Genomic DNA, 13,622 nt, shown 5'->3' with positions numbered 1-13,622 from the left:
AGTGAATCCCGAGCTGGCCGACGTCGTGGTCATCGGTGCTGGCCAGGCAGGTTTGTCGGCCGCTTACCATTTGCGGCGCCGCGGCCTGGATTTCGCAGTGCTCGACGCCGAGGAAGGCCCGGGAGGTGCGTGGCGGCACCGCTGGAAGAGCCTGCGCATGGACACGGTCAACGGGATCAGCGACCTGCCGGGCATCGCCAAGCCGGACGTTGATCCTGCCGCAGCGAGCTCCGAGTTCCTCACCGGCTACTTCGGCAGCTACGAGGCGGAACTGAGCCTTCCAATCCACCGGCCGGTCAAGGTCCGGGCCGTCAGCCGGGAGGATCAGAACCCGGCCGGACGGCTGAGGATCACCACATCCGCCGGGGACTGGAGCGCCAAGGCGGTCATCAACGCCACCGGCACCTGGACCCGCCCGTTCTGGCCCATCTACCCGGGCCAGTCCTCGTTCCGCGGCCGGCAGCTGCACGTTGCGGACTACATCTCCGCTGATGAGTTCAGGGGCCGGCATGTCATCGTGGTGGGCGGCGGCATCTCCGCCGTCGGCCTGCTGGATGAAATCTCCAAGGTCACGTCCACCAGCTGGTTCACCCGCAGGGAGCCGGTGTGGCGGGACGACCCCTTTGACGCCAAGGCAGGGCATGACGCCGTGGCCCTGGTGGAGGAACGCGTGCGCCGGGGGCTTCCGCCGCAAAGCGTAGTGTCGGTGACCGGGCTCATCTGGACTCCAGCCCTGCGGGCCGCCAAGGAGCGGGGCGTGCTCGAGCGGCAGCCCATGTTCACCGCCATTGAACCGGGCGGCGTCCGCCGGGCGGACGGGAGCTTCCTGGCTGCCGATGCCATCCTCTGGGCCACCGGCTTCCGTGCCGAACTGGAGCACCTGGCACCGCTCCACCTTCGGGGTCCCGGCGGCGGAATCGCCATGGAGGGTACCCGGGTGGCCACCGAGCCGCGCGTACATCTGGTGGGTTACGGGCCGTCATCGTCCACCATCGGCGCCAACCGGGCCGGGCGGGCGGCGGTTGCCGCGCTGCTGGAACTGCCGGGAATGGCGACGGCGGCGGAAACGGTAACGTGGGGCTGACCCGTTTGACGCGGGCAAAGAATGACAACAGAAAGCGGCAGGAGTCCGGTGGCAGCAAACACCCTTGAGGACGTTTTCCGCGTCCTGCGCCGGCGGCCCGACGTCGAAGCGCCCAACCTCCAGGCCTGGGACGCCACGGACCGGCTGCTGCTGGAAACAGCCGCTGAACTGGGAGTGCACGGATGCAGCCTCGCAGTGATCGGGGACCGGTACGGCGCGCTGACCCTGGGTGCCCTCGCCGTGCTCGCGCCGGCAACGCTGCGCGTCCACCAGGACCTCGTGACCGGGGAACGCGCGCTGCGGCTCAACGCCGCCGAACTGGCCGGCCCGGGACCAGCGGAAGGCGCGGCAGGATTCGAGCAGCTGCCCCTGGGCGCTGAACTCCTGTCCGGAGCGGATGCCATCCTCCTGCAGCTGCCCAAGACCCTTGCCGAGCTGGAAGAGATTGCGGCCGCCATCGCCCGGTATGCCTCGCCCGATGTGCTGCTGGTGGCAGGCGGGCGGGTGAAGCACATGTCCCTTGGCATGAACGCGGTCCTGGAGCGGTACTTCCGCTCGGTCCAGCCGCAGCTTGCACGGCAGAAGTCCCGGGTGGTCCTGGCCCGGGGCATCAAGCCCGGAACGGTCCCGGCCCGTTTTCCGGTGGTGGAACACCTTGCGGAACTGGACCTGGACGTGGCAGCCCACGGCGCGGTGTTCGCGGGGGCGAGGCTGGACGTCGGCACCAGGTTCCTGCTGACGTTCCTGCCCGCGATGAAGCCGGCGCGGCACGCCGTCGACCTTGGCTGCGGCACCGGGATCCTCGCCGCGATGTACGCCCGGCAGTTTCCGGGCTCGGCGGTCACGGCCACAGACCAGTCGGCCGCTGCCGTGCAGTCCGCGCTGGCCACCGCGAAGGCGAACGGGCTGGAAGGGCGGATCAGCGTATTGCAGGACGACGCGCTCAGCACCTTCCCCGACGGCGCGGCAGATACCGTGCTGCTCAACCCGCCCTTCCACGTCGGTGCCGGCGTCCACGCCGGGGCAGGACTGAAGATGATCGAGGCGGCGGGCCGCGTCCTGGCCCCCGGCGGGGAGCTGTGGACTGTCTTCAACCGGCACCTGCAGTACTTGCCGGCATTGAAGCGGCACGTGGGCCCCACCGCAGTGGAGGGCCAAAACCCCAAATTCACCGTCACCCGCAGCACCCGCAGGGGACCCGGAACCTGAGGCCCGGCCTGCCATCGCAGGCCGCCACGGACAGTGCCGCCTTGGCACGGAAAGCGGACCCAACAGGGAAAACACCGCCGCGCCGCCCCGGCACATGTGTGTGCCTGCGCGCACCCTTAACGTACGATTCAAAGCATCACCGTATAAGGTAGCCGAAGACGTTTAGGGGACACCGTGACTGAGATCCGCCAATCCTCTCCGAGGCGCGGAACCAACCTGCCCAGGATGGGGGACTTCAACCTCACGGTCATCCTGGACGCGATCCGCCGGACCTCCGGTGGACTGAGCCGGGTGGAGCTCGCGCAGATCGTGGGTCTGTCCCCGCAAACCATCTCCAATATCTCCCGCCGCCTGCTGGACCAGAACCTGATCGTCGAGGCCGGCAAGGAAGGCAGCGGCCCCGGCAAACCGCGCACTATCCTCCGCCTGAATCCGGGCGGCATGTACGCCCTGGGCGTCCACCTCGATCCCGCGGTGACCACCTTCGTGGTCCTTGACCTCGTTGGCGCGGTGGTGCGGCATTCCCGGATCAAGACCCCGGGCGGAAACGACCCGTCCGCGGTGATCACCACGATTGCCACCGAAATCGCCCAGCTCGTGGCGGAGTCGGGAGTGGACCAGCACCGGATCGCCGGCCTGGGCGTTGCCGCCCCCGGCCCCATCGACCTGGACAACGGCACTGTGGTGGATCCGCCGCTGCTCCCCGGCTGGGACCGGGTGGAACTCCGCGACGCCCTGGCCAGGGCAACCGGCTACTCCGTGCTGGTGGACAAGGACGTGACCAGCGCAGCCGTCGCCGAAACGTGGGCCGGCGGTCCCAGCGGCGCCGGCAGCTTCGTTTTCATGTACATGGGCACCGGCATCGGCTGCGGCATCGTGCTCAACGACGAAGTAGTCCGTGGCACCTCCGGCAACGCCGGCGAAATCGGCCACATCGTGGTGGACCCGGACGGGCCGGAGTGCGACTGCGGCCAGCACGGCTGCGTAAAGTCCTCCGCCATCCCGCAGGTCCTGGTGGCCGAGGCCGAAGCCGCCGGGATCCTCGACGGCTCCGGCTCCGAAGGCAGCGGCGCCGAAGTCCAGCAAAGCTTCTCACGCCTGTGCGAACTCGCCGACGAAGGCAATGAAAAGGCCGCCGCCATCCTGGACAAGTCAGCCGTCCTGGTGGCCCGGGCAGCATCGGTGGTCACCAACGCCCTGGACGTCGAGCGGGTCGTTTTCGGTGGCCCGTTCTGGAGCGGGCTGGCCGAACGTTACCTGGACAGGATCCCGCCACTGCTGGACGCCAACAGCGCGGCACGGCTCATCCACCCCATCGAGGTCGTCGGGACCGGGGTGGGGGAGGACGTGGGCGCCATCGGCGCGGCCTCGCTGGTCCTGGAACATACCCTCGCGCCGCGGGCACAGCGGCTTCTCCTGGAAAGCTGAGGAACTCATGGCACGCAGGCCCCTGACCGTACTGTCCCTGCTGGCCGCCGCCGTGCTGGCCCTTTCGTCCTGTACGCCCGGGAATCCGGCTGAGGGACCGAAGACCATCAAGGTCGCCTACCAAAAGACGGATGCGTTCACCGCACTGGACACCATGTTCCAGTCCGCCAAGAAAGAGTTCGAAGCCGCCAACCAGGGCGTCACGGTCGAGCTCCAGCCCATCCAGGCCAACGACGACGACTACGGAACCAAGCTTGCCCTGGCCCTGCGCTCGCCGTCCACGGCGCCCGACGTGTTCTACGAGGACACCTTCAAGGTGCGCTCGGACGTCGACGCCGGCTACCTCCTGAACCTGGACAGCCGGCTCGCCGGCTGGGCCGACTGGGAGAAGTTCGACAACGCGGCGAAGGAGGCGGGCAAGGCGGACGACGGCGGCACCTACGCGGTCCCGCTGGGCACCGACACCCGGGCCATCTGGTACAACAAGAAGGTCCTGCAGGCGGCCGGCATCGCCCTGCCCTGGCGTCCCGCCACCTGGCAGGACATCCTGGACACAGCCAGGAAGGTCAAAGCCAACGATCCCTCGGTCATCCCCTTCAACATGTATGCCGGCAAGGGCACCGGCGAGGGAACGGTCATGCAGGGCTTCTATGAGCTGCTGTACGGCACCGGCGCCAGCCTCTACGACCAGGATTCGAAGAAGTGGGTGGTCGGTTCCACCGGCTTCACGGACTCGCTGACGTTCCTCAAGACGCTGTACAGCGAGAACCTTGCCGCCGCCCCGTCGGACGCCCTGGATCCGAACGTCTGGAAGAAAGTCTTCGGTGAATGGTTCCCGCAAGGGAAACTGGGAGCCACCGTGGAAGGGTCCTACTCGCCGTCGTTCTGGCAAAAGGGCGGCAGCTACGAGTGGCCCGGCTATGCGGAGGACATGGGCGTTGCCCCGTTCCCCACGCAAAAGGGGCAGGCTCCGGGCGCTGTGAGCATGTCCGGAGGCTGGACGCTGGCAGTTGGTGCGGAAACCAAGCAGGCGGACCTTGCCTTCAGCTTCCTCACCACCGCGCTGAATGCAAAGAACTCCCGGGACTTCACCGTGGCAAGCTCGCAGATCGCCGTCCGGCAGGACGTTGCGGCGGATGCCGGCTACCAGTCCGCCAACCCCTTCGTGAAGGACGTTTCAGCCCTGGTCTCCGTCACGCACTACCGACCCGCGACGTCCGACTATCCGCGGATCTCGGCTGCCGTCCAGGAAGCCACTGAGGCGGTCATCACGGGCAGCAAGACCCCCGAACAGGCAGCCGCCGACTACGATGCCGCGGTCGCAGGAATCGTGGGCGGCGACAAAACCGTCCGGAAGTAGCCGGTGCCGGCAACGCACCGGGCACGCCAGGTGGCCCGCTACCTGCCGGTCCTCCCTGCCATCCTGCTGCTGGCCGTATTCCTTGCGGGGCCGGTGCTGTGGGCCTTCCATGCATCACTGACCAACGCGGGGCTCACCGGCCGGAACGCCAGGAACCCGCAATGGGTGGGGCTGGACAATTACCAGCGGCTGCTGCAGGACCCGGTCTTCCCGCTCTCGTTGGGGCTTACCGTCGTGTTCGTTGCAGGGTCGGCGATACTCGGCCAGAACCTGCTGGGGCTGGCGCTGGCCGTGCTGATGCGCCGCGCGCGCCCTGCCGTGTCCGCAACCGTGGGCACCGCCGTCGTGGCCGCCTGGGTCCTTCCCGAAATCGTGGCGGCGTTTGCTGCCTATGCCTTCTTCAGCCGTGACGGGACACTGAACCAGCTGCTTGGCGCCATAGGCCAGCCTGGAAACGACTGGCTCTACGCTGTGCCCATGGTGGCCCTGGTCCTGGCAAACGTCTGGCGCGGCACTGCCTTTTCGATGCTCGTATACAGGGCAGCGCTGGACGGTGTCCCGGCCGAACTGAGCGAAGCCGCACACATGGACGGCGCCGGCCCGTGGCAGCGGCTGGTGTTCATCACGCTGCCGGTGATCAGGGGAAGCATTGCCACCAACCTGATGCTGGTCACGCTGCAGACCCTGGCCGTCTTCACCCTGGTCTGGGTCATGACGGCGGGCGGACCGGCCAACGCCAGCACCACCCTGCCCGTCCTGGCGTACCAGGAGGCCTTTCGGTTCGGCGACATCGGGTACGGAACCGCAGTCGCCGTTGTGCTGATCCTTCTCGGCGCGGTGTTCGGGGCGGCCTATCTGCGCCTGCTGCGGGAACAGCGGCCGTGACCGCCCCCGTACAGGTGTCCCCGCGGGCAGTCAGGGCCCGCGCGGCCCGGCAGCACGGCAGCACCCTGGCGGACGGCGTACTGCTGCTCATTGGTGCGTGTTTCCTGCTGCCGCTTCTATGGCTGGTGTTCGGCTCCCTGGACGCCGGGGCCGGACACGAAACCAGGGTTCCGCAGCAGCCCGTCCTGGACAACTTCGCTGCCGTCCTCACCCCGGACCTGCTGTTCCGTCCGCTGTGGAACAGCCTGCTGCTGTCAGCGGGCACCGGAGCGGTGACCCTGGCCGCCGCCGTGCTGGCCGCGTACCCGCTGTCCCGGTACCGTTCCCGGTTCAACAGCCCGTTCATGTACGGCGTCCTGTTCGGCACCTGCCTCCCTGTCACGGCCATCATGGTGCCGGTGTATGGCCTCTTCGTCCAGCTGCGGCTCCTGGACTCCCTGCCCGCCACCGTGCTCTTCCTCGCGGCCACCAGCTTGCCCATGGCGATCTGGATGACCCGGAATTTCATGGACGCAGTGCCGCTGGCGCTGGAGGAGGCAGCATGGATGGACGGTGCCTCGAGAATGGCAGCCCTGCGCGCCATCGTGCTGCCGCTCATGCGGCCCGGCCTGGGCGTGGTGTTCATTTTCGTGTTCATCCAGGCCTGGGGGAACTTCTTTGTTCCCTTCGTTCTCCTCCTGTCCGAGGCCCGCCAGCCGGCAGCCGTGTCCATCTTCAGCTTCTTTGGACAGCATGGGGCAGTTGCCTACGGACAACTGGCCGCGTTTTCGATCCTGTATTCAGTGCCGGTCCTGGCCCTCTACGTCATCGTGGCGAGGGGTTCCGGCGCTGCCCTGGCTTTGTCCGGTGCCGTCAGGGGCTAGTCGATGTCCTCGACGATCACTCCGAAGGGAATGCTGTCGTCCAGGTGGGCCTGGTGGCCGGTGGACCCAGGGTTGTAGGAAACCCGGACGCCGTGCAGTTTGTCCGCCGCGGACTGCATCAGCACGGGCCTGACCGTGTCGATGAACAGCTGGCTCTTGTCGGCGAGAAACTCCTTGTAGCTGGCTGGAAGCTCAATCATGGCAAAAGGATAGACCTGCAGGCCGCGCAGGGGGAGGGGTCCCCATTGCGGGACTTGCCGGGCCCCGGCTTGGATAGGATGGCGGCGGGACCCGGCCCGTGCGCCCATCACCATCACCAGGGGGAATACAGTGCTTTCGACCAGCGTGCCCGCACGAATCACACCAGCGGAGCTGGCCCGGGCACAGCAGGTGGTCGGCAACATTTCGCGCAGCTTTGACGCCAAGGTGGTGGGCCAGGCCAGGCTGCGGGAGTCACTCCTGGTAGGCCTGCTCACCGGCGGCCACATCCTGCTCGAAAGCGTCCCGGGATTGGCCAAGACCACGGCGGCGCAAACCGTGGCGGAGGCCGTCAGTGCCGAGTTCCGCCGGATCCAGTGCACCCCGGACCTGCTGCCCAGCGACATCGTCGGCACCCAGATCTACGACGCCGCCACAGGGACCTTCCAGACCCAGCTGGGACCGGTGCACGCCAACATCGTGCTGCTGGACGAGATCAACCGGTCCAGCGCCAAGACGCAGAGCGCCATGCTTGAGGCGATGCAGGAGCGCCAGACCTCCATCGGCGGCCAGGACTACCGGCTGCCCTCGCCGTTCCTGGTCCTTGCCACCCAGAACCCGATTGAGCAGGAGGGCACCTACCAGCTTCCCGAAGCCCAGATGGACCGCTTCATGCTCAAGGACGTGCTGGACTACCCTTCACCGGCGGAGGAAGCGGAGATCATCCGGCGGATCGATGCCGGGGTGTTCGACCCAGGGCTGAAGCCCCCGGCGGCCGCATCACTGGACGCCATCACCGAAATCCAGGAACTGGTCCGCCGTATCTACATCGACCCCGCGGTGGTGAACTACATCGTGGGGCTGGTGTACGTGACCCGCAATGCCCACCAGTACATTGACGCCAGGCTGGCCGCGTTCATCGAATTCGGTGCCAGCCCCCGTGCCAGCATCGCCTTCAGCCAGGCCGCCCGCGCAGTGGCCCTGCTCAACGGCCGGGACCACGTCGTACCGGAGGACGTCAGGTCCCTGGCGCACCGGGTGCTGCGGCACCGGATGATCCTGAACTTCGACGCCGTGGCGGAACAGGTGCCGGTCGAGTCGGTGATCGACGCCGTCGTCGGCGCCGTCCAGACCCCCTAGGCTGCCAATGGCCAGCCTCCTCCAACGCGTGAAGTCGAAGATGGCGATCTTGGCACACCGCAAAGCCCGCGGCATGCTCGACGGCGAGTATGCTTCGGTCTTCCGGGGCCGCAGCCTCGACTTCGACGACCTGCGCGCCTACGTGCCCGGCGACGAAGTCCGTGACATCGACTGGAAGGCCACGGCCCGCCACGGCTCACCCCTGATCAGGCGCTACGTGGCTGTCCGCCGGCAGACGGTCCTCCTGGTGACAGACACGGGGCGGAACATGGCCGCCCAGTCCCGGTCGGGGGAGACGAAGAAGGACATCGCCGTCCTCGCCCTTGGCGTCCTGGGCTACCTGGCGCACCGGCACGGCGACGCCGTGGGGCTGGTCTGCGGCGACGCCTCCGGCACGCGCACGCTGCCTGCCAAGGGAGGGGAAGCACACCTGGAGCGGCTACTTCGGCACATCGACTCCCACGCCCGGCTGGACGCGCCCCCGAGCAGCATCGACGACCAGCTCGACTTCCTGGCGCGCACCATCAAGGGCCGCCACCTCCTGTTCGTGGTCGCGGACGAAATTCCTGCCACAGCCGCCACGGCCCAGCTCCTCCGCAGGCTCCGGGCGCAGCATGAGGTCCTGTGGCTGACCATCCGTGACGCCGAGCTGGCACCTGCGCACCTGGCTCCGGGGACGGAGTCCTACAGCGTGGCCGACTCCTCCCTGCTTGTCGGGGAGCCAGCGTTGTCCGATGCTGTTGCGGCCGCCTATGCACACGCCACTGCACTGCGCGACGCAGGCCGGAAGACAATGCTCCGCAACGCCGGGATTACCGAGGGCGAAGTGGCCGGCAGCCATGATGTCATCAGTGCGCTGTTCGCGCTCCTGGAAAGGCACCGCCGTGCAGGCTGACCCGGCCTACTACGGCCCGCTCCCGTACAGCCCGCTGTGGATGTGGTGCGGCGCTGCCCTGCTGGCCCTGGTGGCAGGCTGGTTCGTCTTCGTGTTCGCCACCACCTGGCCGGATCCGAAACCGAAGCGCACCCACACCGCGTTGACAGACCTGCCCGCGCTCAAAGCGGCCTACCTGCAGCGGATCAACGACGTGGAAGTGGATGCGGCCGGGGGACACCTCACTGCCCGCGAAGCACACCAGGAACTGAGCCTGCTGCTGCGCGGCTTTGTCCGCGACGCCACAGGGGTGGACGCCACGAGGATGACCCAGCAGGACCTGGCGCGGCATCCCCTCCCGGCGGCGGCCGCCGTCGTAGCCGTCCTCTACCCGGCCGAGTTCGGCCCGGACCCGCTGCCCCACGTTGGAACCTCCGCCGCACGGGCCTCCGAGGCGGTGCGGGCATGGACCTGATGTTCTGGTGGATGCTGCCACTGGCAGCCATCGCCGCAGCGGCCGCGGCGTGGACGGCGCTGCGGCGCCGGGCGTGGAACGAACGACGCCGGCCCGTGGCACACGCGGACCGGCTCACCGCGCTGCCGGAATACCAGGCGGCCCTGCGGCGGCACCGGGCATGGCTGGCCGCGGCTGGCGCGGCCTGTGCCGTCCTGCTGGTGACCACGGCTGTGGCAGCCGCGCGCCCGGTGGACGTCTCCACCGTCACGCCCGGGCTGCACAACCGCGACATCATGCTCTGCCTGGACGCCTCCGGTTCCATGAGCAGCGCCGACGCCGCCGTGGTGAACACCTTTGCTGAACTTGCCCGGAAGTTCGACGGCGAACGGATCGGCCTGACGGTCTTCGACAGCACCGCCATCCAGGTCTTCCCCCTGACCGACGACTACGACTATGCGCAGGAGCAGCTGAAGCTTGCACGGGACGCCTTCGACGGCAAGCCCGGAAGCTCGGGTTTCCTGGACGGAACCTGGGGCGGCCGCGGCTCCTCCCTGATCGGGGACGGCCTGGCCTCGTGCCTCAACAGCTTTCCGGGGGCCGGCGCCCACGGTACCGGACCAAGCCGCGACCAGCATCAGCGCTCGCGGTCCGTAGTGCTGGCCACCGACAACCTCCTTTCCGGTGAACCGATCATGACGCTGGACCAGGCTGCGGGGCTGGCCAAGGACCGTGCCGTCCGCGTGTATGCGCTGAACCCGGGCGACCTGGATTACGGCCGCGACCCGGACCAGCCGGGCGCGCAGCTGCGGGCCGCCGCGGAGGGCACGGGCGGGCGGTACTACGCCCTCGACAGTCCGGAGGCCGTGGCCGGAATCGTGGCTGCCGTCGAGGACACCGAAACCGCCGGCATCCAGGGCGCACCGCGGGCCGTCGTCTCGGAGGTGCCCGGTGTCCTGCTTGCCATTGCGCTCCTGTCCGCCCTGGCGCTGTGCCTGGCGTCCTGGCGGCTGCAGCCTGCTCTGGTGCGCCGACGCAACCGGCCGCGCCGACACAACCGGCTGCGGAACCGCACCTGGCTGCCGGGCACTGGCTGGCCCCGCCGTGCGGCCGTTGTCCTGCTGGTCCTGGTGGCAGCCTTGCGTCCAGGCTTACCGGGCGGCACGGCCCAGGCTGCCAGCACGGACCTTAATGTGTTCTTCGTGGTGGACACCACCACCAGCATGGTGGCTGAGGACTACGGCAATGGCGTCCCGCGGCTGGACGGCGTCCGGAAGGACATCATGGACATTGCCAAAGAGCTGCCGGGAGCGCGTTTTGCGGTGATTACCTTCGACACCACCGCGCATGTCCGGATGCCGCTCAGCACCGATACCCTGGCCCTGCAAACCATCACGGAGATCCTTGAGCCGCAGGTGACCGCCTATGCAAAGGGCAGCAGCATCACCGCAGCCCGCCAGGTACTGGCCGAACGGCTGACGGCCGCCCGCGACAACCACCCCGGCAGGCCCCGGCTGGTCTACTACCTGGGCGACGGCGAACAGACCAGCGGCAAGGAGCCTGCCGCCCTCGACCCCGGGGGCGGCCTGGTGGACGGGGGAGCGGTGCTTGGGTACGGCACCGCCGCCGGGGGCCGGATGAAGGTGAACACTGGAAAGGAGGACGACGGCGGCGCAGCGGGCGGCGGGGACGGCCAGTACGTGCAGGACACCGGGGGCGGGGCCGCGGTGTCCGTCATCGACGAAGGCAGGCTGCGGGCCATCGCCGGGCAGCTCAACGTGCCCTACGTCCACCGTGCCGCCGGCGACCCCGTATCGGCCATGATGCAGCAAACGCACCCCACTGCTGCCGTGCACGCCCAGGACGACGGTTCGCTCCCAACCAAGGCCGAGCTCTACTGGATCCCCGCGGCCGGCGCCTTCCTGCTGGCCCTGCTGGAAGCCGTGGTCATCGTCCGCCAGCTTCGCAGGCTCCCGCGGCCCGCATCCGCCCCGCCCGCATCCGCCCCGCTCGGGCCGGGCGCCCCGGGCAGCGCAGCCACCGGCTCCCGGCGGGCCAGGGAGGCCGCCCGATGAAGCCTCATGTACGCCGGCGCCGCCTGTTGCTGTGGTCGCTGCTGCCGGTGCTCCTGGTCCTGTGTGCGGCGGCGAAGCTCCTAAGTGTTGGGCTCCTCGCCGACCGCGCCGCCCAGGCATTCCCGGCCGGGGACGCGGCAGTCGTGGGTTCCGCGGCGGCAGGGCTCGGCGTCGTCAACGTCCTTGAACCGTACAAGGCGCCCTTCGCCGCCGGGGACGCTGCCGTCCTTGCGGGGGATTTCGGCGCCGCCCGCGCCGGATTCGAGCAGTCGCTGGCCGGCGTTCCCCGGGGCTCCCGGGACGAATGCATGGTTCGGGTCAACCTGGTCCTGGTGATTGAACGCCTCGGCGACGACAGGCTCCGGGCGGAGGATCCGGCGTCGGCCGTTGCCCTCTTCCAGGAAGGGCTGGCCGTCGCCGGGCAAGCACCGGAGGGCTGCTTTGCCGCCGGGGCCCCTGCCGGGGCGGGCGGCCGCCTTGCGGATGCCCGCGAACGGCTGGCCGGCAAGCTCGACGCCGCCGCGCAGGCAACTTCAAAGGAGCAAGCGCCGTCCGCGGAACCGGCGCCGGGCGACTCTTCGAATGACGCCAGCCAGGGGCAGTTGGAACAGCTCCAGGACAGCGCACGGCAGGCGGAGCGGCAGCGGAACAGTGGCCGTGAAAGGCAGGAATACCTAGACGGCGATCCGGCCCCGGCGCCGGAACGCCCCTGGTAAGGGGATCCCGGGCGAACAAAATTCTGCCGCCGAGGTAAAACGGGCCGTAAAACTGTGTCTTAATTCGGCAGCCGAGTTGGACACCGCATGCCACTGCCCATAGAGTCTTATACAAGTTACCGCGGTAACGTGTCAGCGATCCTCCGCTACGGAGGGTGTGGGTGCCCCCATGTGGGCCTGACATTTGCTCACGGAAAACTTCGTTCCAGGCGTAACAGTCGCGGCTGCGTCCTGTGGAGTTCTTCCGTGTTCCCCAAACTCAAATTCATTGCCGGACTGCAGCCACTTTCGTGGCAGGCAGCACCCCAATGGCCCAAAGCCAAGGACGCAAATGTCACCACCAAGCCTTATTGAGACACATCCAAATCTTTCCGACGCCGCCCCCGTGGCGCTGTCCTACGAGTTGTTCCCGCCCCGTTCCCCGGCCGCGGCCGAGACACTGTGGACCACCATCCGTGAACTCGAGACCACCGAGCCGGACTACGTCTCCATCACCTACGGCGCCAGCGGGTCCAACCGGGACACCGCCGTCGAACTCATCAACCGGCTCCTGCTCGAAACCACGCTCCGGCCACTGGCCCACCTGACCTGCGTCGGCAACACGCCGCAGGAACTCGCAGGCATCATCGGCCAACTGCTGGACACCGGCGTGCGTGGCATCCTTGCCCTCCGCGGCGACCTGCCGAAGGACGGCCAGGTCACCGACGGCTCGCTCCGCTACGCCCAGGACCTCATCGAACTCATCCGCCGGGTTGAGCAGCGGCGTTCGGCACTGCTGTGTGCCGGAAAAATCGCCGTTGGCGTTGCGGCCTACCCTGCGCGGCATCCCGAGTCGCCGAGCGAGGAGCACGACGTCGAGGTGCTGCTGGCTAAGCAGCGTTCCGGCGCCGACTTCGCCATCACGCAGGTGTTCTTCCATGCGGACCAGTACGCCGACCTCCTCACCAGGGCACGACGGGCCGGGGTCACCATCCCCATCATTCCCGGCGTCATGCCGCTGACCAGCCTTCGCCGCCTCAACCGCCTTGGTGAACTGACCGGCGTGGAGCCCGCGCCGGAACTGATGGCCAAGCTGGCTGCCGCCGACTCCGACCTGGAACGCCTCCACATCGGCGTCGACGCCACCGTCGATCTATCGAACGCGGCCCTGGACGCCGGCGCACCCGGCATCCACATCTATACCTTCAATGAGCACCAAAGTGCACTGGAGGTGCTGGACAAGCTCGCCCTGCCGCGCCACCACCGGTCCAGCGCCCGCCGGGACATCGTGTCCCCGCAGCTCGCCAGCTGAGCACCTTCCCGCCAGCACCACGTACTCATCACGCCAGCCCGACGT

Annotated in this window: 13 protein-coding genes; 12 read left to right on the top strand and 1 reads right to left on the bottom strand. The window is 68.4% G+C overall.

The features are described 5' to 3' along the window. The first annotated feature begins 1 nt into the window (after position 1). From AC3IMC_RS03500 to AC3IMC_RS03475, 6 genes are all read left to right on the top strand, one after another. Positions 2-1,084 (top strand): FAD-dependent oxidoreductase, encoded by a 1,083-nt coding sequence (locus tag AC3IMC_RS03500; protein ID WP_490917045.1) that lies wholly within the window; start codon positions 2-4, stop codon positions 1,082-1,084. 48 nt (positions 1,085-1,132) lie between these two features. Next, positions 1,133-2,293 (top strand): class I SAM-dependent methyltransferase, encoded by a 1,161-nt coding sequence (locus AC3IMC_RS03495; protein ID WP_490917044.1) that lies wholly within the window; start codon positions 1,133-1,135, stop codon positions 2,291-2,293. A 225-nt stretch (positions 2,294-2,518) separates the two neighbouring features. After that, on the top strand, positions 2,519-3,721 hold the full coding sequence (locus AC3IMC_RS03490) for an ROK family transcriptional regulator (protein WP_490917115.1): 1,203 nt from the start codon (positions 2,519-2,521) through the stop codon (positions 3,719-3,721). Between the two features lie 7 nt (positions 3,722-3,728). Next, positions 3,729-5,081, top strand: a complete 1,353-nt coding sequence (locus tag AC3IMC_RS03485) for an extracellular solute-binding protein (protein WP_490917043.1) — start codon at positions 3,729-3,731, stop codon at positions 5,079-5,081. Positions 5,082-5,084: 3 nt separating this feature from the next. Further along, the gene (locus AC3IMC_RS03480; protein WP_490917042.1) at positions 5,085-5,966 is read left to right on the top strand and encodes a carbohydrate ABC transporter permease; all 882 of its coding nucleotides are present in this window, start codon (positions 5,085-5,087) and stop codon (positions 5,964-5,966) included. A gap of 14 nt (positions 5,967-5,980) precedes the next feature. Next, entirely contained in the window at positions 5,981-6,829 is an 849-nt protein-coding gene (locus AC3IMC_RS03475; RefSeq protein ID WP_490917114.1) for a carbohydrate ABC transporter permease, read from the top strand. Here the strand turns inward: AC3IMC_RS03475 and AC3IMC_RS03470 are convergent. Beyond that, positions 6,826-7,029, bottom strand: coding sequence for a hypothetical protein (locus AC3IMC_RS03470; protein WP_454486047.1), 204 nt, complete (start codon positions 7,027-7,029; stop codon positions 6,826-6,828). The genes AC3IMC_RS03475 and AC3IMC_RS03470 overlap by 4 nt on opposite strands. A gap of 130 nt (positions 7,030-7,159) precedes the next feature. Here AC3IMC_RS03470 and AC3IMC_RS03465 point away from each other — a divergent pair, with 130 nt between their 5' ends. From AC3IMC_RS03465 to AC3IMC_RS03440, 6 genes are all read left to right on the top strand, one after another. After that, positions 7,160-8,167, top strand: coding sequence for an AAA family ATPase (locus tag AC3IMC_RS03465; protein WP_490917041.1), 1,008 nt, complete (start codon positions 7,160-7,162; stop codon positions 8,165-8,167). 7 nt (positions 8,168-8,174) lie between these two features. Next, positions 8,175-9,062 (top strand): DUF58 domain-containing protein, encoded by an 888-nt coding sequence (locus AC3IMC_RS03460; RefSeq protein WP_490917040.1) that lies wholly within the window; start codon positions 8,175-8,177, stop codon positions 9,060-9,062. Next, positions 9,052-9,516 (top strand): hypothetical protein, encoded by a 465-nt coding sequence (locus AC3IMC_RS03455; RefSeq protein ID WP_490917039.1) that lies wholly within the window; start codon positions 9,052-9,054, stop codon positions 9,514-9,516. Before AC3IMC_RS03460 ends, AC3IMC_RS03455 begins: the two co-directional genes overlap by 11 nt. Further along, entirely contained in the window at positions 9,507-11,570 is a 2,064-nt protein-coding gene (locus AC3IMC_RS03450; RefSeq protein WP_490917038.1) for a vWA domain-containing protein, read from the top strand. The genes AC3IMC_RS03455 and AC3IMC_RS03450 overlap by 10 nt, the downstream gene beginning before the upstream one ends. After that, positions 11,567-12,286 carry a hypothetical protein gene (locus AC3IMC_RS03445; RefSeq protein ID WP_490917037.1) on the top strand — a complete coding sequence of 240 codons (720 nt, stop codon included), beginning with the start codon at positions 11,567-11,569 and terminating at the stop codon, positions 12,284-12,286. The genes AC3IMC_RS03450 and AC3IMC_RS03445 overlap by 4 nt, the downstream gene beginning before the upstream one ends. A gap of 331 nt (positions 12,287-12,617) precedes the next feature. Beyond that, entirely contained in the window at positions 12,618-13,577 is a 960-nt protein-coding gene (locus AC3IMC_RS03440; RefSeq protein ID WP_490917036.1) for a methylenetetrahydrofolate reductase, read from the top strand. Positions 13,578-13,622 lie beyond the last annotated feature (45 nt).

This window comes from Arthrobacter sp. E70, assembly GCF_058266945.1.
This window is presented reverse-complemented; position numbering and strand designations above follow the sequence as displayed.